Below are 25,413 nucleotides of genomic sequence, written 5' to 3' on the forward strand. Positions count from 1 at the left end.
TTATATCAGTGATGAGATCAGGAACGCCAATACCGAAATAATAAGACCGAACATGAATACATTATAAGAAACCCGCAATAACCTATATTTTTTGCCCAATACAACACCCTGCGAATAATTATCGCGGATAAGACTACCGTACAAGAAATCCTTATCGTCCATCATTTTTACCATACCATCGCTGTAATCGTTTAACGACATACGGTAAAAATTACCAAAGAAAAGTAGATTGACCGTCTTTTTTTCAATATCATCGGGCGAAAAAATACCCGGCGGAATTGAAGGCCGTGTGGACAGGATAGAGAATATCATGGTGGTTAAACTTACTGTGAGCAGCATAAAAGTAGGAATCAGCAGGTTGGAATGCTCATCCAACTTGCGCAATACCAAACTGATAATGGCAGATAAGATGATCGAATTCACTGTGATCATGATATGGGCCTTATTGTCGGCCATATCGCTCAAACGCTGATGATTTGCTGAACTGATACGAAACATGGTTTCGATACCCCTTTCCGGCTTATCACTTTTATGTTTTTTTTCATGATGTTCCTCTTCTTTAACAAGAGCAGCTTCAACATGATCTGTTTCAGTCACATTTCGGCCTTCCGCCTTTTCCTTTTTTTCGGATTTCTCTTCCACTTCGCTTTGTTTATCCTTTAATTTTTCAAGGTTCTTTTGCTTCTGGTCATTTAACAGCAGTTGGCAATAATCGGTAAAGTAATGGTGCGACTCTAACAGTTTAATATTACCCTCGCGCCAGGTGTCTTTATTAATTTCGATGCGCCTGCAGGCCTCCAACTCCTTGCGCATCAGCTTGCTTTTTTCTCTAAAATCATCGGTACCCAGGTGAAACAGATCGGCATCGCACAAAATTTCTTCCGACAGATTGGTTGGTTTTTGGGGCATTTCGGTAGCCATGATACAGGCATTTACCTTATCAATTACCGCGTTATCTACCTTTTGTTGTTTCAGAAAATGGGTTGCATTTTCGGTACTTTTCACTTCATGATTGCTTTTATCAACAAAGTAGCCGGTATCATGAAACCATGCTGCGGAAAGCACTATAAAAAAATCTTCGTCAGATAGCTGGTAGTGGTTGGCTATCTGAGTAGCAGCAGCAACTACGTCTTTAGTATGTTTAAGATTATGGTATGCAAGTTCGGGATCATCATGCACATCAAAATATGATATGACATAATGTTTTACCTCTTCTAACAACTGTTGAAATTTCATGATGGCTTTTTATGGTTAAAGTAATCAAATTTATTTTAAAAATTAATATTTCCGGCAGGCCGCTAAATGTTAATTGGATATTATAGAATGCACCCGCCCGAAAACTTTTTAAACCCATAATTTTAACACTTTTCTGTTCAAAAACGACTAAAAACAGCCGATAAATATTCAGTTTAATGGAGTTTTAATGCCATTTTAACAAATTTTCAGCGGGTTCTGAAAGCTTTAAAAAGTATTTGATAATTGATGTTCAAATAAGTAAATCTAAAACAGTCTCTATTTTTGGTCGGTTTTATCCTTTAACAGAACGGCCTTGCTTTCTGTTAAACAGAAAGCAAGGCCGTTATATATACAAATATACGAAATACCCTGCAGAATACATAGAAGGCATAAAAATCACCTCGGTCAACCTGTAAAAGATCTGTATAGAGAGTATACCAGGGCGTTTTTACCCTTCCTGGTGTGGCTGTTCTTTAGCAAACGTTTCGGGCCCTTCATAACTGTAATTATATGGAGGATACGGCACAATAAATGTTTCGGCAACCCGGGTTGATTTCTTGAAATAAGAGATCCAGATAACTGCTACCACAAACGAACGTACCGCTACCGAGATACTATCATTAGTTAAGGTCGCTTTGTGCAACGGCTGCACAACAATGATCTTTAAGGTAAAAAAGATCAAGCCATATATAAAATACCCGATGATGAAAGATGGTAATATGTCTCGCTTATTAAGCAGCAATACCAGGCAAAATATGGCATAACCAGCCAATATTGTATCACCTACCAACTGATATACAAGCGCCAGTTTATAATTAAACTCGTGCCGGCTGCCAGCATAGAGAGTCCAGGTATGCAGACTAAAAATATGATCCGAAAACTCGCGAAAAATTGCCGCTAAAGCGGTTAATGCCAAGCCTATAGTCACCAATACCAGCCAACCGCCAATAGGATGAAAGCCGGAGCCATGAGCAAAAACTATGGCCGGTGTTTCCCGCTGATATATCCGCATGCATAAAAAAACAAATCCTGCTATCAGTACAACAGTCAGTATGATCAGAAAGCTGTTAACGGCAGTTGCTGATGATGCAGAACCTGCGCCAATGTAAGAGAAGCTATAACTAAGCTCTTCATTATTGATTGTTTTAATATCACCTTTAAATTCGGCGAGCTTATTAAGAGGCGCGTTGTCTTTCAGAAATGTAAGTTTGTATTTCAAAAATAAGCTATCGCCAACAGCATTACGATTTGAGGAAAAACGAAAATAATCCCTGTTGATGGAGGCGCTATCAGGTGTTATATCCCAGCCGCCTGGTAGTATTATCTGCTGTGTATACTCCAAATTGTATGGATAGCTTAATGATACGGGAGTTTTTGTTTGCCCGGTAATGGATGGAAACATTTCCGATATACTGTAGGCATAAAGCCCCCCGGTTAAGCGGTTGGTTGTGGAGTCTTTTTTAAAAAAATTATTGATCAAATAAGTTTCTGTAGTAGTGATGATATTCTTTTGGAGATCGTCTGATATGGCTAAAGAATCTTTACGCTCAATTTTGGTATATATTTTAGCATAATATTCCAGGTAGCTTTTTTCAGTTTCGGCAGTGCTGTTAGAGGCTAATCTATCGCGTACATTATCTGCATGGTTGCCGGTGTACACCGTTTTAACAGTAAGTAATACCGGCGATTTTTCATCTTTAATGGTATAAATATCCTTACCGGTGATCTTGCCTGTTTTTGAAGGCGGTATGGTTGTTAAAGCGTTATTACCTGCTTTTAATACCAGTCCCCTCCCATAATCGGGGAAGTAAATATCAGTGCCTTCACCACCCTGGTAATCAATAGTAGCATCAACCCAAACCTGTTTGCCATTAACATTAGCGGTTACTACAGCGTGATTAAAAGCATAGTAGGTAGGTATATAGTCGGCTATATGTTCATTGCGGCTGGCATTTACCAGCACCATATGCGCTTCTATGCAGTTGGCATTCAGCATGGATACCAACAACAGGGATTTGTCTTTACAATCGCCATAACGCTGTTTAAATACTTTTTGAGGGTCATTGGCCCGGTGCGAGTACTGTCCTATCTCGATACCCATGTACCGAACCTCATTTTGCACCGTCCGCACAGCCGCCCTGAAATATTTTTCCTTATCGTTACCGGCCTCGATTTTAAGTTTTTTTATACGGTCAGCCAATTCACCTGTGATATGCGTATCGGTTGGATTAATACTCAGCGCCCAATCCACCACATCGGCCCAACTGTTATATTCACTGATCTGTACATGCCCCAGCGGATCGTACCAGGCGGGCTGGTTATTATCATCCTCACCTGCCGGTATCTGAAAATCTTCATAAGCGTACTGTTTAAGTCCGACGTTTTCAGAAACTGTTACTTTGGGTGTTTTATTGAAATATTTAAAATTGAGCTTTCTTTGTGGCGACGTGATAACAGCGGTATACTGATGAGCTATGGGCGTGTACCATTGAAAATAAATATTATCGCAGTATTTACCCTTAAAAATGGGGTTACGACCGGTAAGTGTATAGGAATACTCGATCCGGTCGCCTTTGCGGATATCATCCAATATGCATAAAGCCGAAAAGGTACCCTGGTATAAAAAATCAGAGAGGTTTTTTTCGTCGGCCAGCACTTTAAACGCCGATATTTTTAAGCGGTTTAGTGGTTTATTATCGCGCCAAACGGTGATATCATGAAAGTCGAGACGTTCAAAGGCCGGGTCAAAACTGATAGATATCTGCGAGGCATTTTGAATTCCTGCGTCTGATACAATTTCGCGGATCACGTGATGATAATCGGCCTGTTTTTCTACCTGGATCTGTTCTTCTATCAACGCATAAAAAAAGCCTCTTTCAATGGTTCGTGCCGATGGCTTCTGATCATAAGTTTTAACGCTGCTTAACCATGTTGGCCTGGGCGATTGATGTATAACGGGGGTACCTGCTTTAGCTAATTGACTTTTAAACAATACTAATAGCAGGCAAAAAATTAAGGTTAGGTATATTTTTAAACACTTTGACATACAGGCATTGAAAATAAACAAAGAACCCGACTTTTTGATATTTATTTAAAATATCAAAAAAGCTTATAAAAAAAGCCATCTCACAAAATGAGATGGCTTTTTGATATAGTTGAAAGTATACTATTGTCCGCTGCCTAAGATTGGCGCAAACTTTTTCATATAATCATTCAATTGCGCTGATACCTTTTTATTGATATCGGTTTGCTTGTTTTCTTTGGTGAAATCGGCTATACCGTTTAGCAATTGCAAACTGATCTGCACATCGCGCATGTTTACGTTACTGGAGTTATCTGATAACAAATGATAGTTATAATCTAACTGATCGGTCACGTAATCATCAATGCTGGCAGTAAGTCTTTTACCAAGAACCACATCATTAAGCTGGAATGCCAGCTGGGCCAGAAATAATTTACGACCGGCCACATCAATATATGGCGTAATATCGGGCATTTCCTGATCGTACTTATGGAGCGCTTTCAGCGCCAGGCCATTATGCCCTTCCTGCATCAGGTTTTGTATCAGATCAATAAAGGTAGAGGCCATCACCGGGTAAAACATGGATGTTGACTCATGATCAAGATAACGAGCATTTTTAAAGTTGCCGAATTTAAACTTGTTCATGATGTTGTTATACATTACCATGGTATTGGTTTTGCCCAACTGATCGCGTTTGGTGGTATCTTTTTGAAAAGGGATCAGGTGGTAGGTAAAGCCTTCTTTATACAAATAAGGTTGTAAACCTATCAGGTTATCGTTACCGATAGTGGTGGTAAAACAAATTGGCCTTTTCCAATGGTTATGGGCCAAAATATCCAACATGGCCAGGTTATCTTTAGTAACGTAGTTGGAGGTATATTTCCAATCCATCACCTTGGCTATCTTATCTTTCTGATCAGCCGCTACTACACCATTTTTAATCACCTCATCAGGATCAATAGTGATCTTAAAGTTTTTGGTTGGTAAATAGTTACCCCAATCGCCACTTTGATACTGCACCTGCGTCGCTCTATCATCAGAAGAGATAAAGTCGAAAACCTCTTTTACTTCTACAGGTCCGGCTATTTTACGATCATTGTAATAAATGATGTCCCTCACCCCTTCCTTATATTTATCATAAGGCATGGTGATAGGCAATGGTTCCGACTGGTTCATTTTTCCCTGCATCTGGCGGATATACCAATCGCCTGTAAACAAGCTCAGGTTAACAATGCGTACGTCCGGGCGTATACCTTCCACTTCCTGGTCATACCATAAAGAGTAGGTATCGTTATCGCCATAAGTAAACAATATGGCATTTGGCGGGCACGATATCAGGTAATTATAGGCCATGTCATGGGCGGTCCACTTGGTTGAACGGTCATGGCTTTTCCACTCTTTGCTGGCCAGTAATACCGGCGCCAATAATAAACAGATTACGGTTGAGCCGATAGCGGCGGTATTAGCATTGATATATTTACGGGCAAATTCGGCAATGGCAATAACACCAATACCTATCCAGATAGCAAATGCATAAAAAGAACCTACGTATGAGTAGTCACGCTCACGTGGCTGTATAGATGGCTGATTAACGTACAGCACAATAGCAAGCCCTGTAAAGAAGAATAACAATAATACGATAAGCGCATCCTTCTTTTTACGGTTAAGGTGATAAAACGCGCCAATTAAGCCAATAATAAGTGGAAGCGCATATAACGGTGTATAGGTGGTTCCGTGTAATAATGATTTGGGTAGATTCTTATCAAAAAGGCCTGTAGTCCAGTTTCCATCAATGCCACCAGTGCTCGTTTGCCCGTCGGCGTCATTGGTACGGCCCACAAAGTTCCACATAAAATAGCGCCAGTACATCTGGTACATTTGCCAGCTAAACATAAATTTCAGGTTATCGCCAAAGCCCGGCGCCTGGCCATCCGGAATACGCAGCCACTCTTTATAAAACTGAACGTCATTAGGTTCGGTACTATACATGCGCGGGAATGGCGTAGTATGGCTATACTCAGTCTCGATCTTTTTACCGGCATTTTCATACTTTGTTTTTCCTTTACGGTAAATGGTACTGCCTTCTTTCTGATCGGTAACGGTAGCATCATAATATGGGCCGCTTAATAATGGTGTTTCGCCGTATTGGATACGGTTTAAATAGCCATAAAGTGTAAACGCGTTATCCGGGTGAGAGTTATTCAGATCGGGATTAGCAGTAGCCCTGATGGGGATATAGGCAAAAGCCGCGTAGCCAAAATATATAAAGGCCACACATAATAAAGCCAGATTAAGCGTTGGCTTTTTAGCGCGGATACTATATATAATACCACCCACAAGCACTACAACAATTAATAAGATAAAGAAAAATGCTCCGCTGCCAAAGCCCAATCCCAGTGAGTTCACAAAGAAAAGATCAAAATAAGCCGCGAATTTGATAGTATACCCCCTGATGCCGTATTGTACCAGCCCCAGGATAACAACGCCTGCTAAAAATGCCAGTATACCGTTTTTAACTGTAATATTTTTGCTCCTGCGGAAAAAGTATACCATGGCAATAGCCGGGATGGTTAACAGGTTAAGCAGGTGGATACCAATAGATAAACCGATCACGTAGGCTATAAAAACCAGCCATTTGTCGGCGCCTTTTTCATCGGCGTGAGCATCCCATTTTAATATGGCCCAAAATACAATGGCGGTACATAGTGATGATAATGCAAATACGATAGTTTCAACAGCCGAAAACCAAAAGGTATCGGTATAGGTAAAGGCTAATGCGCCAACCAGCCCTGCTCCCATGATCAGGATGAGGTTTGATTGCTCAACCACATCATCACGTTTATTTAAAAGCATCTTTTTGGCCAGGGCGGTTATCGTCCAGAACAAAAACATAATAGTAGCACCGCTGGCTACTGCCGAACCTAAATTGGTAAAATAAGGAACCTTGGTATTATCGCCAAAGGATAACAGCGAAAATAATTTGCCCAGCATAGCAAAAACAGGATAACCGGGTTGGTGGGCTACCTGTAAACGGTAAGCACATGAAATAAATTCGCCGCAATCCCAGAAACTTACGGAGGGCTCCAGTGTTAAAATGTAGGTAACAGAAGCTATAACAAAGCAAAGCCAGCCTAAAAGGTTATTGATTTTTTTGTATTGCATTTATATTATATATGGGTTCATTAGTTCATTTGTCCATTAGTTTATTGGTGCATCTGTTCCATGTTCATTAGCGGGATGTATATGAATAACCATGCAAAGCTATTCGTTCAACAACCAATGAACAATTGAGCCAATAAGCGCGCAAATATCAGGATTTTTATAGCTTATTAAAAGAAATCAGCTTAGTGTCACCAAATTTAACATAAATTAACTTTTACAATCAAAAGATTAAAGATTTTTGGAGTATAGAATATATACTTCCTATAAGCGGATCAATCATACTTTCAGATAGTTATAAATCTGGAACTACTATAATAAAAAGCCCTTACTCAAAAAATGTTTACGCTAAAAATCGAAACTCAAGCATTAATATGTTATTTTGTGAAACAAATAAGGGGGTTATTTCCTTAGCCAATTAAGCGCTGATCCAATTTTCATGTTAATATAAATAATGCTTACTTTGTTGTGATGCAAAAACTTTACTTCGTTCAATCTATAAAACTTTTTTTGTTAGCGGGGATACTCCTCCTTTCGGTTCAGACAAGCCATGCACAATCTGTTTATTTACCACAATCCTATCTGCTTTATCAAAAATTTAACGGTGATATATATAGTGTAAAAAGCTCATTTCATACATCCTTACGCCCTTTTTTGATAGACAGTGTGATCAATGGCACCTATGATTCTGTAATGAACATAGGCGTTAGCGACAAACGTAAAACCTGGCTTAGCCGTAAGTTGTTTAACGAACATTTGTTTGATGTACAAACCAAAGATTATACTTTTTACGGTGATGTTATTGCCGATCTGCAGCTGGGCAGAGATTTTTCGGGCAAACGATCCACCTATTTAAATGCCCGTGGTTTTCAGTTTGGCGGTACGGTGGGTACAAAATTCTCCTTTTACACCAGTGGATTTGAAGACCAGGCCAAGTTTCCGGATTATTATAACGATGTTGTAAATGCAAACGCCTTTGTACCCGGCCAGGCTTATGCCCGCCACTATAACGGCCAGGCACAGAACTCTCAGGATTGGTCGTACGTTACAGCTATCGCATCTTACACGCCTATAAAACAACTGAACATTACCCTTGGACAGGATAAAATGTTTGTAGGTGATGGCTACAGATCGCTACTACTTTCAGACTATGCTGCTAATATGCCATTGTTAAGAGTTACTGCTAACCTTGGCAGTGTACAGTATATGATGGCCTGGGCCTATCTGGAAGACCTTAAAGCGCCAAAATTTGACCAGTTGGGAAGCAACAGGCGCAAGTGGGCCCTGTTTCATTATGTAGACTGGAACGTAAGCAACCGTGTATCGCTGGGTTTCTTCAACGCGCTCATCACCCCGGAAGCCGATGCACAGGGCAACAGGCGCGGGTTTGATGTAAACTTTATCAATCCACTGGTGTTTTCCAGCGGTTTAGGCTCGTCTGGCTCACCCAGAGACAATGTATTTGTAGGCTTTACCGGCAAGTATAAGATATTTGATAAAACGGCTATTTATGGTCAGTTACTGCTCGACAGGTTTAAATTCAACAACTTCTTTTCGGGCAATAACCTGGATAATACCAATGGTGTACAACTGGGTATACGCGGGGCCGACATATTTAAGGTTAACCGTTTAAACTATCTTTTTGAGTTTAATACCGTGAAACCGTACACCTACTCCAATACGCAGGTGCTTAATAATTACACCTTTTTTGGAGATCCGCTTGCTCACCCATTCGGAGCCAATTTCAGAGAGTTTCTGGGTATCATCAACTACTCTATCGGCCGGTTTGATTTTCAGGGCCAGGTTGATTATGGTAAATACGGACTTGATGCTAATGCGGCGGATAATAACGGAAAATTATTGACAAAGCCATACCCGGTTAACCCTAACCCAACTCCGGTTATTGGCCAGGGCATCAGTACACAACTTTATTATGGTGAAGGTACCATATCATTCCTGGTAAATCCTAAAACTAATCTCCGTATTGAAATTGGCGGCCTTTACCGCCAAGAGAAGAATGCGCTGAATGATAATAAAACCACCTTATTTACATTCGGTTTAAAGAGTGGCTTCCGGAATTTATATCATGACTTTTAAGATAGGAAAAGTAGCTGGTATCAAGTAGCTAGACAAGATATCAATAAGTCGAAAATCTTGATACTAACTACTTGATGCTAAATCTCACAATTTCAAAGCGATGATAATCTGCCGTACCAGTTCTGCCTCGGCAAATGGTTTGCTTAAAAAACCTGAAAACCCTTTTTTGAAAAGCTTTTCAGCATCTGATGGTCTTGAGGTGCCACTGATAGCAATAACCGGTACTTTATTTAACGGGGCTTTTAAATGCCTGATAGCGGCTATAAGCTCATGACCATCCATGGCAGGCATCTGGATATCGGTTAGAATAACAGTAATGGATTCTTTAGCCAGGATATCCAGTGCAGCCTCTCCGTTATTGGCCTGATAAAATTTAATATTCCATTTGCTGGTCATCATTTTCAGAAACATTAAACTAAGCTCGTTATCGTCTACAGCAAGGATACTGATACCGCTAAGCAAGGATAGCGGATCATCTATTTTTTGTTTATCAGCAACCAGGTTGCCCGCCTCATAAGGTATATAAAAACTAAATGTGCTTCCCTTTCCGGCCACACTTTTTACACTGATCTGTCCTTTTTGCAACTGAACCAACTGCTTACAGATATAAAGCCCAAGCCCGGTACCTGTTTGACCTTTCGCGGAGTTGGTTTGGTAATATTTAGAAAAAAGGTTTGCCTGCTGCTCTGTACTTATACCTGCACCCGTATCTATGATGTCAACCGTCAACCTGCTTTCTTTATTTACCTGTACCAGGGAAGCTTTTACGGTAACACTGCCTGTATCGGTGTACTTAATGGCATTACTTAGCAAATTAACCATCACTTGTTTAAGCCTGAAACTATCGCCCAAAATCAGGGCACCCTTATCGCCTTCAAAATGATATGCCAGGCTGAGTTTCTTTTTGGTGGCACTAAACTCCATGCTCTCTATCACCTCTTTCAATACAAAATCAGCGTTGAAAGGATCGCGGTTTATCTTAAACTCGCTATTCTCCATTTTAGCGGCATCGAGCGTATCATTCAATGTACGCAGCAGCATATCAGACGAAAGCCTGATGGAGCCCAACATATCTGCCTGCCGTGGCGAAAGATTAGTTTGACTGAATATATACAGAAAACCTTTTATAGCGGTAAGTGGGTTACGTATTTCGTGGCTCATATGCTGCAGCAGATCCATTTTCTGCTGAGCAATGGTGACCGAACGCTCGTTTTCTTGTCGTAGCAGGGTTTCAGATACACCCAGTTTAAGGATAAATACAATGAGCAACGCAGCAAATATCAGTACTAAGAAAAGAGCCGCCAGATAAAAATTATTGATTAGCCGGGTTGTTTCCTGGTAACTTTTAAATGTCATCCCTTTAAACTCATTGGCCATATTGTAATTGATATCCTTTACACCGTTTATAATACTCTCCATCTCGTTACGGATATGAATATTAAGGGCTGTCAGATCTTTTTGAGTAGCCAGTAATTTGATATTCCGCTCCTGTAACTGCTTTAACTTTTGATTAAAGTTCTTTTTATCGCGGTAAGCCACTTTACGGGTTGCCGAATCGACCAATAAGTTTGTGCGGCTATGGTTAACCACGATAATGCTGGAGGATGTATTGTTGTTTTTATTAACGATAGCGTCTTTGATTCGTCCGAAAAGGCCCTTCTTTTTACCAACAATATCTTTTTTTATGGTATCAGATTTACTCTCTACATTTTTTTTCTTGGGCCCGGTGGTCGTGGTGATAACAACCGGTTCTTTACCAGTAGCCTCATTAAAATCGGCATAAACAGTAAGCAGGGAATCAAAATTATGCTTAAGCTCATATAACTTGCCCGATAATTCCAGTTTTTTTACGCGCCAAAACAGCACTTTCTGATGTTGCTCGTCGCTTAAGCCCGGTATATTACTGTGATCTCTAAGCAGCGTATCTATCAGGTCAAACGCTTGTGAGAGTTTTAACTTGTATGCTTTACTTTTTTCGTCGTCGGCACTTAATAACGATTCCTGAAAATCATCTTCGGCCTCATGCAATAATAACAAGGCTTGTTGGGGTCTTGACTGATCATATTCAACATCGTGCGCTAATTTTGAAAGGTCCTGTAATTTATTGGAAATAGAATTACGTACAAAAAGCGCGATGATGGCAAGGATAATGATCAATGCCAAAAACGCCAGCATGATCTTCCTTGAGATTTTTTGAGTATATGTAGATTTCATTAAAGCAGTAACCTAAGCAAGTATGATGCCGATATTTAAATGGAAAAATTAAGGGCAATAATAACACTTATTAAAACCGGGGAAGATATATTTTTAACTTCTTATGAGAATAAGTTTAAAATATAAACCATTAAATAAAAGTATAGCTCGTAAACGAAAACCAGAAGGCCAAAAATGGATGGTTATGCGGGCTGTAGATACCACTTAAAAACTCCGCCAACGGTTAAATATTGGGTAATAGTAACAGCAGAAAAAAAATTGAAATATTATTTTGGATTGATTTTTAGGTATAACCAGGTCAAACAGGAATAGCCATGCCGACCTGGTTATGCATTTGAATTTTATTTTCTTTCCAACAGGATACGCCATGCCGCGGCACTTAATATAGCACCCAATATGGGAGCCACAATAAATAACCATAACTGGCTGATAGCCGCCCCGCCAACCAGCAATGCCGGGCCAATGCTACGTGCCGGATTTACAGATACACCGGTAACCATGATACCTACGATATGGATAAGCACCAGGCTTAAACCTATTGACAGACCCGCGAAACCACCATGTATATTTTTTGTAGATGTTGAACCAAAAATTACCAGCAGGAAGATGAAGGTAAAAACAGTTTCGGCAATAAAGCCAGATAATAAATTGTAATGCCCCGGTGAAAAGGCATCAAATCCATTTTGTCCTAAACCATTAGCGGCTACGCTATACCCATCCTTCCCCGATGCTATGAGCAATAAGATACCAGCGCCGGCAATAGCCCCCAATACCTGGGCAATAATGTAAATAACCGCTTCACTTGCTTTCATACGGCCGGCAACAACCATACCTATAGAAATGGCCGGATTAATGTGGCAACCAGATATGTGACCAATAGCATAAGCCATTGCTACAACCGATAAGCCAAAAGCAAAAGAGATACCCAACAAACCAACACCACTTGTGCCATTGGCGCCGGCAATCACCGCGCTGCCACAGCCCATCAAAACCAATACCAGTGTACCGAAAAACTCGGCCGAAAATTTTGAAAAAGTGCTTGTCTCCATCTGAATTATAAATTAGGTTAAAGGATTAGGTAAATAATAACTAAACTGCAACATGGGTTTAGTTATACATAACCTGTGCATAGTTATATAAAGCTACGCATTGTTATATTGCAAATCCGCATCAAATAAAATAAGTTTTCAATCGAATGTTAAATAGTTTCGACAGATACTATTATCCTTTCGACAAAAGTTCAAAACCAGAAGATAAAGCTTAAAACCACTTATCGATAAACTTTTTAAACGGTTCCCGGTACTGTTCGCTAACAGGTATCAATATTTTTCCAAATCGGATGGTACTCCGGGTAACACTATCGATCTTATCCAGCGAAACGATGAAAGAACGATGCACCCTCATAAATGCGCCACTCTTTAATTTTTCTTCCAGATTTTTCATGGTAGTGAGTGATTTTATATAACCATCGGTATTGGTTACATAAACTTTTACATAATCTTTGAATCCTTCAATGTAAAGTATATGCTTTAAATAAACCTTTACTAATTCATACTCAACCCGTAAAAAAATAAAATCATGCTCTGTATAATCTGTGATTTGCAATTGCGTATTACCTTCCAGATCTGCTTTAGCTTTATACATTGTTTTCAGAAACACCTCATATTCAATTGGCTTAAGCAGATAATCAAAAGCATTTACTTTGTACCCTTCTATCGCAAAACGATCAAAACCTGTGGTAAAAATAATACGTGGCGCATCGGTGCCCATACGCTCATTAATAATACGGGCGAGTTCAATGCCGTTGAGGCCAGGCATATTGATATCCAGAAAAACCAGTCTTGGGTTTTGGTTTTCTATGGCTAACAGGCCCTCGTTAGGGTCGGTATAAAACGATAACAGGTTTAAAAACGGGGTATTGTCAATAAGACTACGAAGATGAAAAACAGCCATCTCATCGTCATCCACAATCATGCAATCAATCAACATAGGTTTCAGAGTATAGCTGATCAAGACAAAATTCAGACCACCCAAAAGCTATCTCCAATGACCTACATGACACATCATACAACCAATAGGAATAGTTTTAAAAGCGTGTATATTATTCCCCAATTGGTAAAAAATAATGCGCCCTTAAATAATGGCGCATTATCAATCAATATAAGGTTTCCTCTAAAAATACATAACTCGAATTAAACGCTAAACCTGGAATATCGCTTTTAGCTAATTGTGATAAATAGTTAAATCAGACCATCCTATTAGAAACTGTGATGACGAAGAGTAAAGTTTATTTTGACACTCTTGCAACGTTTGTATGTTAAAATACATTTAAAAGAAGCCAAAAAGATGAAATATTTATTTGTTGCTGCAATTTGCCTATGCCTCAAATTATTATTGGAAGCATATAAATAAGTAACACGTACAAACATATAAACCTTACAATAATGAAAACCATGTATACAGCTATTTTGATTGTAATAGCACAAATCGCGCACAGCCAAACACCACAAGGACATTACGAAGGTGCCCTGACAAGAGATGGATCTGTTCAATTAATCTCCTTTGATTTTGCTATAGATAAAACAACTTACGACATTCCTGAAATTGGTTATTGGGATGTGACTACAGAAAAAATAGCTTTGAGAAAGGACACTTTGAATTTAAAAATATTCTATGGCGATTTCTCCTGTTTTTTAGACTCTAAAACAGGAGATTTAACAGGTATAAGCAAGGATATGAATCCTAAAATCCGGATTCACCTGAAAAAAACGGCGGCGAAAAAAAAGAGCTTTTCAGAAGAGGAGATTAAATTTTCTAATGCAGATGTTTCCCTTGCAGGAGTTTTGTTTAAACCCAAAAAATCAGAGAAACCTATTCCTTATGTGATTTTAGTACATCGATCCGGATGGGAAGACAGGAACACACCTTGGTATCATTCATTAGCTTATAGTCTGGCAAGCAAGGGTATAGGAGTTTTACTTTATGATAAACGTGGGACAGGTAAATCAACAGGTAATTTTTCATCAGCAGATTTCAATGTTCTGGCAGACGATGCTGTTTCCGCGTTCAATTATATAAAAGAAAGAAAAGATTTGAATTATACCAAAATAGGCTTTATTGGCGCAAGCCAGGGAGGATGGATTACACCGCTTGCAGCCAACAAAGTCTCAAACTGTGGCTTCGCAATTTTAATAGTAGGTCCCGCTGTTTCTCTTTATGAGCAAGATGTTAATCGTGTTCAATATACGTTGACTGATGAAGGTTATTCAAAACATTCTATTGATTCTGCACTTCATTATTCGGGACTTTTTTTCAAATATATTCAGAGTAATCATACAAAAGATTGGGAAGCGCTTAAAGCTTATGCCTCGAAAATAAAAGATAAAAAATGGATAGATAATCTTGATATACCTCAATCACAAATAGGGGACGACATATTGTGGTGGAGAAAAAATAGGTATGACCCTAAAGAAGCTTTAAATAACATAAAATGTCCTGTGTTAAGTATTCTTGGGGAAAAAGATGTATTAGTGCCCCCAGCCGAAAACAAAATTAAAATGGAAACCTACCTGAAAAATGCAGGCGTGGATTATAAAATTGTTATCGTAAAAAATTGCGGGCACGACATGATAACAAAGGGAGAGCTGAATGGTACAGATTGGAATTGGCCATATACTTATTGGCAATGGCAAAAACAACCTCAGGAATTTTTCAATTCAATATTTGAATTTATAAACAAATAACAGCGAAACCAAAGCTAAAACTGCAGCAGATAACTATAGGCTCGGCAATATGGCGCAGCAACATGTTTCTTTATAAATTCATCTTCTCGACAGGTATGTTACTCATAACTCTGATTATCTACTTCCTGCTGCACACCACCCAAAATGGTCAAATCATGCTTACCAAATACTTTATGAAAGTTTAACTGGCTATAAATGGTAGAGTGTGTTAAACACCTTAAAATAAACAACTTTCAAAACTATATACATGTAACCGCCCGTTACCACGTATTTAAACATCTGAAAGCTGCACGAATTAATTGTGTGGAATACATGGAGCAGTTTGCAGAAACGGAAGAAATGGTGGTATACAACACCGCCGACAGCAAACTGGGTTACGAATCATTTGAGACAGAACTGGCGCAGCTATTAAAAGATTACCCCGCCGTTGCCAGGAGATATTCTGGTTAAGCCGGGTACAAAATTTAAGTAATGACGAGATAGCGGGTAAACTCAACATTTCTAAACGTACGGTTGAAAACCAGATAACCCAGGCGTTAAGAAACCTTCGTGTTTCTTATACAAAACTATCAACGGTTTCATCGCGGTGATCATTGCCCTGCTTTTGAGCAGAGTACACTGAGTTTTTAGCTTCTGATCTCACTAGGCAATATCCCAAAATACTTTTTAAAAGCTTCGGACAGATGAGACTGGTGCTTAAAACCAACCTCGTAGGTCACTTCCCTGATGGTCATTTTCTGATCAACAAGCAAGTGCCGGGCACGCTCCATTTTTAACCTGGTTACGTAGCCATAAATAGTTGTACCAAAGTATGCCTTAAAACCACGCTTCAATTTAAACTCATTGAGGGATACCATACGCGATAAAACCGGCAATACGGGCGGGTTGGCAAAATCCTGGTCCAAAATATCACGGGCCTGCTCTATCTTTTCCTGCTCAAGGTTGGAATACTTGCGCACTTCATCATGCTGATCGTTCTGCAATTGTTCCATCTGAAGCATCAGCAGTTCCAATATTTTCGATTCGGTATGCAACCGTTTCAGTTCACCGGCTCTTTTGCATTCTACGATATCATTGATGGTTTGTCTCATTTCGTGCGATACCAGCAAATCCTGGGCGGATATAGAAGTGAATTTTCCATTCTTAATTTCCTGTACAAAATCAGCATGCAGCAAAGAATCTTGGTTGATCAAATGAAAATAATATTCTTTCGACAGCACTACCAGGAAGTAATTGTACACCACATCGGGCAACAACTCATATCTGCCCGACAATGAGGGGATATAACGAATATTATGCCTTGCTCCTCCCCGCATTTTTTTGGTGCGCTGTTTATCGTCCAAAGCTTGCTTTTGCTCATAAAATATAAACTGCGAGGTTACAGTTTCACCTTCTATCTCAAAAAGGATACTGGCAGGCTCATTAAACTGCATCTGCACATTCATTAGAAACAAACCACCCGAGCTGATCATATGATTTGAGAACTGCTTAACCGGCGGGCGCTTAATGGTCATGCTTTTTTCGGCCAATGGCGTTTGCACGTTATAGTTGTCAGGCAGTTCTTCTATAAAAAGCCAGTCTTCAAAACCTTCTATTTTTGATTTGATATGCATATGGTACTTTAACTTTATAGCCCGCATCCCAAAAGATGCAGGCTATGTTTTCATAGATATATGTAGGTGTTTGTGTTATTCTGTTACTTGTATTCCATTGCCAGATCTGTCTATACCATATAGCGTATCATTTTTATCATACAGATAAATGTTTTCGATCTTGATCAATGGTAAATCAATCGGTACTTGTAATTTTATTTCGTCGTTGGTTATGCTAACTATATTTACCGGTTTTTCGGTGAAAATATCAATGGACATAGTCGCCCTGACAAATATTTGCTTGTAATATTTTAATGAACCATTATCACTTGTAATGGAAAGGGTTCCACCACGTTTAACCGTAGTAATTGTTGCAGGCACCACCAATGATAAATCAGGTGGGGCTATATGGATTGGCCCTTTTAACTGAATCAGGCTACCTGTTTTAAGCTTAACCCGGTATGAACCGGTATCAATTGATATCGGAATATTAGCTATGAGCCGTGATGCCGTAAATTCCGTAAAGGAAGAACCCGGCAATTGGGTCTCTTTATTGTTTTTATCAACAATATATAATTTTGTACGACTGGCATCGGGCACCATGTATTCGCCGAATAAAACAAGCACATCTCCTAAACGTGAATCCCCAACCTCAAAAGCAGGATTGGGCTGATTTATTGCAGGTTTAAGCGTGTAGGTTTTAACGCTACCGTCCTGTGCCTTTACTTTAAAAGTCACCCCCGTTTTAAAGGCAACCTGCGCACCAGAGGCCGGCTCAATAACCGCCCTTTCAGAAACAGTGATCTGCGGATTGATAAAATCAGGGACAGCCATAAAAGGAGGATAATAAACTATAATATCTGATCCTTCAATACTTGCTTTTATTTCTGTACCATTTGCATCTTTTATGGTAAAACGCTCAATATCGTTATAAGGATATTTAAGGTACTCCTTTTTACAGGAGGATATAACAAAAACAGCCGCAAGTAACGATAGCAAGAAACATAGTCTTCCTGATTTAAAGTAGATCATTATTCGAATATTTATTTTATTAGGGTAAATTGTAAAGAGGCAAGCCGGATAACCGGCTTGCCCCGATATTTAATTAGTTGTTATTAATTACACCGGTTTTAATAGTGTATACACCTCTGTTGCTGGTAGCTGTACCATCACCGGTAGCTCCGGTAACTTGTAGGGCATATGGGCTGCCAGACGCAGGAGTAACCAGGATGTAAAAGTTAGCGATAGCTGTTACACCACCTGGCTGAACATAGTTGTACCAGCCATTAGGAGCATTTGGATCGGTTGAAGTGTTTCTGCCGATGCTTGCGACTGCGGTAATGCCAGCAAAATCAGAAATTTTCAATGAGGCAAATGTTTTAGTTGGAGCATACAAATACTTTAAAGTAGAGCCTGAAATGGTTTGTATAACCGAGTTATTGGTACTTGTAAAAAGCACGTCGGCAGCGGTAAAACTGCTTGTGCTTTGAGCACCAGTAGCCAGATCTACATAAATAGTACCATAACCGGCCGGGCCTTGTGCCGGGTTGGCATAAGTGCCGGTTACTGTATAAGTATTGCTGGTTGGCACCGCGTTAACAGATAATTTTGAATTTGCCGAAGCATCATTGTTTGCAGGGGCAACGCCTTTGTCTTTAGAGCAGGAAACTGCCAGAACCGCGATAGCAACAACAGCTACGCCAGATTTTAAAACGCCTAGAAAATTGTTTTTCATGATGAATAAGATTGAATTTTAATAAATGAATTGAATTAATATATGTTAATCACCTTCGTACGCAGGTGGGATAACCATGTGTTATTTGGCCGTTACCGTTAACGCCCCGATTTTTTTGACCGCATCCCAGCCATCAAATTGAAAACTGTATTGGGCCGTGTAATAATAAACCCCTACCGGAAAATCATCAGGTATCTTTAACGTCATGTTGGTATAAGTGTAGCTTTGTATAGGCAGATCATAAGTTTTACCATTAACCGTTACCGAAGCCGCTTTAAAACCAACAAATACAGTATTAAATGAGGTAAAACTGATTGTGCCTCCCTGCTTTACTTCACGTGATGGTATCAGCAGATTGGGCTGTTGAAAAAAAACATGAATAGGGCGTGTTATTTCGGGCGTATGCCCAAGATAAGTAACCTTAACCTTGTATGATCCGGTGTCAATATCAGCGGGTAATATTACCCCGTTTAATACATACAGGTTATCTGAAGGGCTAAGGGAAAAAGCAGACCCCGTAGGGAACGTAACCACCTTATTGCTTTTTTGATTGGTCATTTGAACCTGCACCAAAGAGCCGTTCCTGCTTTGAAAATCACCAATAATCGGGGGCAGTTGTAATAAAGGCGACACTTCCAGGGTAGCGTTAGCACTCCAGTCAACTGTTAATGATGGTGTATTTTGCTGTACTATTTTAAGTGTATATACATTGGTGCTGCCATCGGCTGCCTTAACCGTATATTTAACGTCTTGTGCGCTAATAGGTATCGGTTCAACTTTTCCTACAATACTTGCTCCTTGCGATACTGATATAGCAGGATCAATAACCGTGAGGTTAAGGTAAAACGGCACATACACCGTGATAGATTTATCAATTTGATCAATAGCGCCGTAAATAACCGTATCTGTAAGGTTAACTACCTTATACTCCCTGATCTTGTTTTGGGGCTGCGCGAGCGGTTCAACAGTTTTTTTGCATGAAGCGAAAACGGTTGTTATCAAAATAGCTATTAAAAAGGGTATTAGTTTTAATTTCATCGGGATATGCAGGTGTAACTATTATTTAATTTCAAACTTGGTGCTGCCTTTCGGGACGATCACATACTCAAATGTGAAATACATGTGCGGTGTATCGCGAAACCATTTATCAGCAGTAAACACGTCTTTATAACAGCTGATCATTTTGATCTTGGCATAATTACCCGTTGCGGTACGCACTACCAATGTGCGCGACTCAGGCATCGCATAAGCCACATGCTGTTTATTATAGCTGCCATCGCCCCTGATGTTTCCGCCAAAATCATACAGATACCAGCCGGTTCCCTCGCCAAAAGCTCCCTGGTCATCTGTACCAAAAGTTTTGGAGGTTGAAAAATCCTTATCAGCCGGAACATCAGTAACCGTTTCAAATGCTTGTTTTAAGATGAGTATACCACCTACTCCATTGGCTGTATAGCCCGGGTTTGTTGCATCTTTACCATTATTGGCACCAATAAAACTGTTATACAAATTGGAAAAAGATAGATCCCAGCGGGCCGTTTTTTGATAGTCGGCAGGTGCTTGCGCTTTATTTTCAAGACTGAAATAAAGAACAGGAGGCGCTGTTGTGGGAGCGCTGTCATCCGTAGGGGCCGAAAAATTTTCAACTCTTTGCAGTTTATAAAAAGGTACAGACCCAGATGCAGCTGGCGTATCGGTTTTTGGGTCAGGTTCAGGGTTGTTACTTTTTGAACAGGAACTAAAAAGCATACCGGCAATGGTAAGCACGCCAAGCCATTTAGTGAGATTATGGGTGATTGATCGCATGATAATATGTATGTTGGTGTAATTATTCAATTAGTCTTTGGTTGATAGATTGCGGCTTCCGTCCTGCTGTACAAAATACCTGAAGGTGAAATAAGGTGCCGGCCAGTTCAAATCGGTTACTACAGCTGGCGCCCCTTTATACATGCTCACCATTTCAAGTTTGGCATATTTACCATCCGCAGTACGTAAAACATAAGTACGGTTCTTAACTGGCACTGCCAGGTGGGTTTTCAGGTCATAGAAATACCAACCGCTGCCATTACCACTATCCCAACCTGCAGAAGTTATTGCCGCGGAGGTAAATACATTATCAGATGGGGCTTCAGTAACCTGGTCATAGGCTTTATTTACCACTACCATGCTGCCTTTTCCTGTTCCGCCAAAACCTAAACTGGCATCGTTAGTACCGTTATTTATACCTACATAGGAGTTGTACTCCCGTGCGAAAGAAATATCCCATTGCGAACTTTTCTTCTGACCGCTATCAATTTTAGCATTGGTAGTAAAACTGAAATAAAAAGTTTTGAAACCGCTGCTGATCGTGCTGCCAACATCGCCGGGCAAATCATTTACTACAGTGCTTTTGCCATCCTGTAGCTGAGGTTTTACTTGTTCCTTAGTACATGAACTGATCAATAAGGTCGAGGCAACCGTAATGAGTAGTGTTTTCAAGTAATTGTATTTGGTCATTTTCATATATCTTATCTGTTAAAAGAACCGGTAGTTTAATCCGGCCAGTATCATACGGCCAGGTTGCCCGGGCATCAGCATATCCCGGTAGTTGAATAGGTTATCGGCCGTAAGCTGTATGGCCATGTGCTTGTTGAGCAGTGTTTTTTGAACCGATGCGTTGAAAAGGAAAAAGCTCGCCACATAAGTATCATAGGGATCTAAAAAGCCATTTGGTCGGTTTGATTCCTGAAAGCCATACTTACCACGATAGTTTACCCGGAACGTGCCAGTGATACCTTTAGGCTCATATTCATAGCTAAACCTGATATTGGCCATATGGCGCGAGCGGTTGGTTAACCCGAAATAATCAGAAACTTTTGAGCGGCGCTCTTCACTCGTATTAGGGTTATAAACCGTAGCGTAATTATCTGTACCTGCTTTGATGGAATCAATAACGCTACGGTCTTTGGCATAGAGCAATTGGTATCCTGCCGCAATGGTTAAGCCCTTGGCGGCCAACCAGCTCATACCTACATCCAGACCAGAGAGGAATGCCTTATCAATATTAAAATAGGTGAATACCTGCTGCCCCCCTTTTTTGGAAGCCACCTGATCGGTATTGATGAAATTATGAACGTTGTTATAAAAGCCGTTCACATCGATCTTGAACGCGGCAACAGGTGTAAATGTAAAACCAGCACTATATGATACCGAGCGCTCGGGTTTTAAGGCGCTTACTTTAGAAGCATTAGGAAAAACAGCTGATATTTCGCCGGCATCCCGCAATTTTTTTAGTTCTGCCGCAAATTGCTCGGTGCCCAATACGGTATAACCGCCACCAGCAAAATTGGTAAATACTAAATATAGCTGCCTGAAGTCCGGTGTTTTAAATCCTGTAGCTATGGCTGCTTTTAAAACCAGCATTTTTAAGGGCTGATAATTGATGCCAAAACTTGGTGTAAGACTGCTGCCATAACGGCTATGGTGCTCCAGCCTGAATCCGCCTATTACGCCCACTTTATTGCTTACTTTCCAGTCGCCCTGGCTGTACAAGAAGGAATTTTGCTGATGCTTGCCGCCCGGGAAAGCGTCATTATCCATGGTTTCATACTGCGTGCCTATACCGCTGGTAACAGTTAAGGAATTAAACCACATTTTAGATGCCTGTACTTCACCGCGGTGCAGATACTGCGTAAAATTATTGCCCGGGATTACCTGGTTTGAGGTAAGATCAATAATGTTTTGCCCGGTAGCATAGCGGGTAAGATAATACTGCGATTTAATACGCAAGCCGCTGCTTAAGTTGGTATTCAATACTGCCGATCCGTTCAGATCGTCCTCATCCAGTTTATCTGTTGTTGGACTACCGGTATATGATTTATCATTTACAGAATGGCGTGATGCAAACCTGCCGGTAAAATTGAGGGTGTTAACCGTACTCAACATATATTTTGCACGCCCTTGTATGGTATAGCTGGTATATGGTGGTACGGTTTTTCCCTCTGATAGATAAGGATTGGCATTAAAGCCGTCAGTTCGATAATAATTTCCAGCTATATATCCCGAGCCTTTACCATTGGCAAAGGGACTTTCGCCTTCCAGATTGGCATCAACGGTATTGAAGGTTCCGTACCGTACACCTGCCATTCCCTGGCTTTGCGATACGTGCTGACGTGTTACTATATTAACTACGCCAGCCATCGCATCGCTCCCAAATAAACATGAAGAAGCTCCTTTGATGATCTCTATCCTTTCGATATTGGCCACTGTAATGCGCGACAGATCAAAATTACCCGAGTTACGGCCCGTCATGGGTTGGCCGTCTATCAATATCATGGTATAACCGCTATCAAAGCCCTGCATCTGCAAACCAATGGCTCTTGCGCCAGAGCCAATATCATTTACAATGGCAAGGCCGGTTTGCTCTTTCAGCACCTCATCTAAACGTCGGCTGCCCATTTGCTCAATTTGCTTGCGTGTGATCACCATAGATGGCATTGGCGTACGCTGCAGATCAATAAGGTTATCGGGATTATATTTTTTAGTGTTGATGTTTACCTCATTCAACATATTCATATCCGATTCTACGCTGATTGGTAAAACCAGATGCTCATTTGTCTTCAATATGGCCTTAACCACCATGGATCGGTATCCGATAGCATTTACCCTGATATGATAAACTCCAGCGGTGATATTGCTTATAGTATATTTCCCTTTTTCTGTAGTGGCACCACCTTGCCCTGTTTGTATAATAGTAACCGCCGCTCCTGCAACCGCATTGCCCTTATCATCAGTAACCGTACCCTGTATTTGAGCCGATGATGATTGAGCTTGAATATGATTAATGTACAGGAGCATGACGAGTAGTGGTAAAAAGTATTTCATTTAATTTTTCTTATTTTTAATCAGTCTAAATAAGAACAAGACAAAAATGCTTAGTTTATTTGATACTTTGTTACCGGAATTCGGATTATTTTTTACGACTTTGGGACTATTATTTCGGTAATTATCCTATCTGGATGCCATATTGTAGACCTAAATAATTAAACAAATACTACTTCTCATACAATTAATAAATTAACAATCAATTATTTAATGAAATATCATTGACTTATACTACCAGATATAGGCCCGAATCACAAAGAGCCGGATTTCATAAATAAACATCGCCTTATTTGGAATAATTATAAATAAGAGGTTCATTTGTGTTATGAAAAAGAACAAATGCTACAGGAACGTTTTTGTCCTGACTTTAACCATACTATTATATGGCAGCCATATCATGGCACAAACCAGCACCAGAACATTCAAAATGGTAAATGACCTGGATGCGGTTAAGCAAAAAATCTATTTCAATTTTGACAAAGGCCAAAAGGTTGAAGGTGCAGATACGACAGGCAAAGACTGGGACCTTGTTTTTGCCCGTACTGTAATACTGGTTAACAGCGGCATCAGCGGCAAAGGAAATACAACCGCTCAATTGTTAAAAGATGCTTCTTTTGATAAGATCCTTAAGGCTCCAGCAAACGGTTACCTGGAAGACAGCCAGAAAACAAAAGCAATTCCATGGGGCAGTAATAATGGCTGGTACACTTATGATATGACCAATCATAGCATCACTCCTATACCCGGTCGTATTATTATTGTGCACACCAGTTCAGGTAAATATGTTAAGGTTGAGATTCTGAACTATTACAAAAATGGCGATGGTGACCCGGGCTATTACACGTTCAAATACGCCTTTATCGAGCCGGAGAATTAATTATATAGCACAAACACATGAAAAGATATTTTTATCTCCTGCTATTCATAGCCGGGCTTACATTACATTCCAAAGCGCAGGCACAACCTAAGCGTATCGTTACCCTAAATGGTGCTTTAACCGAAACCTTGGACGCATTAGGTTTGGGTAAAAGCATTGTTGCTGTTGATGTTACGAGCACCTACCCTGCTTATGTCAATACGCTTCCCAAGGTGAGCAAAAACCGCTCTGTATCCGCTGAGGGCTTAATATCCTTTAGTCCGGATGTGGTGTTGGCACCAGATGGTTCGGTATCAAAAGAAATTGAATCTCAAATTAATGCCGCGGGTATTAAACTGGTGCGTATAAAACAGATTTTCACCTTAGATGGCACCTATCAATTTATTAAGGATGTTGCCGCGGCAGTAAATGCTACAGCCAAAGGCGATATATTGATCAAGCAAACCAAAGATAAGGTAGCTAAAGCTCTTGCCTTGGTAAAACAACAGCCTAAAAACGCCAAAGTACTGTTTATTTATGCCCGAGGCCCGGGGGTAATGATGGTAGCCGGTAAAAACACACATATTGATGCTATCATTGGTCTTGCCGGTGGTAAAAATGCGGTAAGCTCTTTTAACGATTTTAAGCCCTACACCACCGAAGCTTTAGTTGAAGCCAATCCGGATGTGATCCTCATGTTTGATTTTGGCTTTAGCAGTCTTGGTGGCATGGATAGTATCCTGAAGATCCCGGGCATGGCGCAAACCAATGCCGGTAAAAACAAACGTATTATACAAATGGATGCCGATCTACTGATAAATTTCAGCACCAGGCTTGATCAGGCCATTTTACAATTGCACAGCAAAATTTAACTGTAGAGTCAAGAATCAGGACGA

At 40.2% G+C, this 25,413-nt stretch carries 19 protein-coding genes; 6 read left to right on the forward strand and 13 right to left on the reverse strand.

Translation table 11 applies throughout. The features are described 5' to 3' along the window. From ACTJKG_RS05615 to ACTJKG_RS05625, 3 genes are all read right to left on the reverse strand, one after another. Positions 1–1,236 (reverse strand): Pycsar system effector family protein, encoded by a 1,236-nt coding sequence (locus ACTJKG_RS05615; protein WP_440738577.1) that lies wholly within the window; start codon positions 1,234–1,236, stop codon positions 1–3. A 448-nt stretch (positions 1,237–1,684) separates the two neighbouring features. Beyond that, the gene (locus ACTJKG_RS05620) at positions 1,685–4,282 is read right to left on the reverse strand and encodes a DUF3857 domain-containing protein (protein WP_440738578.1); all 2,598 of its coding nucleotides are present in this window, start codon (positions 4,280–4,282) and stop codon (positions 1,685–1,687) included. 120 nt (positions 4,283–4,402) lie between these two features. Continuing rightward, the gene (locus ACTJKG_RS05625) at positions 4,403–7,420 is read right to left on the reverse strand and encodes a glycosyltransferase family 117 protein (RefSeq protein ID WP_440738579.1); all 3,018 of its coding nucleotides are present in this window, start codon (positions 7,418–7,420) and stop codon (positions 4,403–4,405) included. 468 nt (positions 7,421–7,888) lie between these two features. On the opposite strand from ACTJKG_RS05625, the gene ACTJKG_RS05630 reads away from it, so the two are divergent. Next, on the forward strand, positions 7,889–9,514 hold the full coding sequence (locus tag ACTJKG_RS05630; RefSeq protein WP_172333284.1) for a gliding motility protein RemB: 1,626 nt from the start codon (positions 7,889–7,891) through the stop codon (positions 9,512–9,514). A gap of 84 nt (positions 9,515–9,598) precedes the next feature. Here the strand turns inward: ACTJKG_RS05630 and ACTJKG_RS05635 are convergent, their stop codons facing one another. The 3 genes from ACTJKG_RS05635 to ACTJKG_RS05645 all read right to left on the reverse strand — a co-directional run bounded on the left by ACTJKG_RS05635 (position 9,599) and on the right by ACTJKG_RS05645 (position 13,717). After that, positions 9,599–11,689, reverse strand: coding sequence for a hybrid sensor histidine kinase/response regulator (locus ACTJKG_RS05635; RefSeq protein ID WP_253952136.1), 2,091 nt, complete (start codon positions 11,687–11,689; stop codon positions 9,599–9,601). Positions 11,690–12,069: 380 nt separating this feature from the next. After that, on the reverse strand, positions 12,070–12,777 hold the full coding sequence (gene aqpZ / locus ACTJKG_RS05640) for an aquaporin Z (protein ID WP_172333282.1): 708 nt from the start codon (positions 12,775–12,777) through the stop codon (positions 12,070–12,072). A gap of 211 nt (positions 12,778–12,988) precedes the next feature. Next, a complete protein-coding gene (locus ACTJKG_RS05645) occupies positions 12,989–13,717 on the reverse strand; it encodes a LytR/AlgR family response regulator transcription factor (RefSeq protein WP_172333281.1) in 729 nt (242 codons plus the stop codon). A 455-nt stretch (positions 13,718–14,172) separates the two neighbouring features. Between ACTJKG_RS05645 and ACTJKG_RS05650 the strand changes: the two genes are divergently transcribed. The 3 genes from ACTJKG_RS05650 to ACTJKG_RS05660 all read left to right on the forward strand — a co-directional run bounded on the left by ACTJKG_RS05650 (position 14,173) and on the right by ACTJKG_RS05660 (position 16,061). Further along, the gene (locus tag ACTJKG_RS05650) at positions 14,173–15,471 is read left to right on the forward strand and encodes an alpha/beta hydrolase family protein (RefSeq protein ID WP_440738580.1); all 1,299 of its coding nucleotides are present in this window, start codon (positions 14,173–14,175) and stop codon (positions 15,469–15,471) included. A 195-nt stretch (positions 15,472–15,666) separates the two neighbouring features. Next, positions 15,667–15,921 carry a hypothetical protein gene (locus tag ACTJKG_RS05655; protein ID WP_440738581.1) on the forward strand — a complete coding sequence of 85 codons (255 nt, stop codon included), beginning with the start codon at positions 15,667–15,669 and terminating at the stop codon, positions 15,919–15,921. Beyond that, positions 15,909–16,061, forward strand: coding sequence for a sigma factor-like helix-turn-helix DNA-binding protein (locus ACTJKG_RS05660; protein ID WP_440738813.1), 153 nt, complete (start codon positions 15,909–15,911; stop codon positions 16,059–16,061). The genes ACTJKG_RS05655 and ACTJKG_RS05660 overlap by 13 nt, the downstream gene beginning before the upstream one ends. Positions 16,062–16,097: 36 nt before the next feature. On the opposite strand, the gene ACTJKG_RS05665 is transcribed toward ACTJKG_RS05660, so the two are convergent. The 7 genes from ACTJKG_RS05665 to ACTJKG_RS05695 form a co-directional block, all read right to left on the reverse strand. After that, on the reverse strand, positions 16,098–17,084 hold the full coding sequence (locus tag ACTJKG_RS05665; RefSeq protein WP_172333278.1) for a helix-turn-helix transcriptional regulator: 987 nt from the start codon (positions 17,082–17,084) through the stop codon (positions 16,098–16,100). 75 nt (positions 17,085–17,159) lie between these two features. Continuing rightward, entirely contained in the window at positions 17,160–18,095 is a 936-nt protein-coding gene (locus tag ACTJKG_RS05670; RefSeq protein WP_440738582.1) for a hypothetical protein, read from the reverse strand. A gap of 73 nt (positions 18,096–18,168) precedes the next feature. Further along, positions 18,169–18,798: a hypothetical protein gene (locus ACTJKG_RS05675; RefSeq protein WP_440738583.1), complete on the reverse strand. Its 630-nt coding sequence runs from the start codon at positions 18,796–18,798 to the stop codon at positions 18,169–18,171. A gap of 81 nt (positions 18,799–18,879) precedes the next feature. Then, positions 18,880–19,836, reverse strand: a complete 957-nt coding sequence (locus tag ACTJKG_RS05680) for a hypothetical protein (protein ID WP_440738584.1) — start codon at positions 19,834–19,836, stop codon at positions 18,880–18,882. Positions 19,837–19,857: 21 nt separating this feature from the next. Further along, positions 19,858–20,604 carry an HmuY family protein gene (locus ACTJKG_RS05685; protein ID WP_440738585.1) on the reverse strand — a complete coding sequence of 249 codons (747 nt, stop codon included), beginning with the start codon at positions 20,602–20,604 and terminating at the stop codon, positions 19,858–19,860. 30 nt (positions 20,605–20,634) lie between these two features. Beyond that, on the reverse strand, positions 20,635–21,300 hold the full coding sequence (locus ACTJKG_RS05690) for an HmuY family protein (RefSeq protein ID WP_440738586.1): 666 nt from the start codon (positions 21,298–21,300) through the stop codon (positions 20,635–20,637). Between the two features lie 12 nt (positions 21,301–21,312). Next, positions 21,313–23,661, reverse strand: a complete 2,349-nt coding sequence (locus ACTJKG_RS05695; protein WP_440738587.1) for a TonB-dependent receptor — start codon at positions 23,659–23,661, stop codon at positions 21,313–21,315. 325 nt (positions 23,662–23,986) lie between these two features. Here ACTJKG_RS05695 and ACTJKG_RS05700 point away from each other — a divergent pair, with 325 nt between their 5' ends. Both ACTJKG_RS05700 and ACTJKG_RS05705 read left to right on the forward strand, forming a co-directional pair. Beyond that, positions 23,987–24,538, forward strand: coding sequence for an HmuY family protein (locus tag ACTJKG_RS05700; protein ID WP_440738588.1), 552 nt, complete (start codon positions 23,987–23,989; stop codon positions 24,536–24,538). 17 nt (positions 24,539–24,555) lie between these two features. After that, a complete protein-coding gene (locus tag ACTJKG_RS05705) occupies positions 24,556–25,389 on the forward strand; it encodes a heme/hemin ABC transporter substrate-binding protein (protein WP_440738589.1) in 834 nt (277 codons plus the stop codon). Positions 25,390–25,413 lie beyond the last annotated feature (24 nt).

This window comes from Mucilaginibacter sp. 22184 (assembly GCF_052045695.1).
Lineage (GTDB): Bacteria > Bacteroidota > Bacteroidia > Sphingobacteriales > Sphingobacteriaceae > Mucilaginibacter.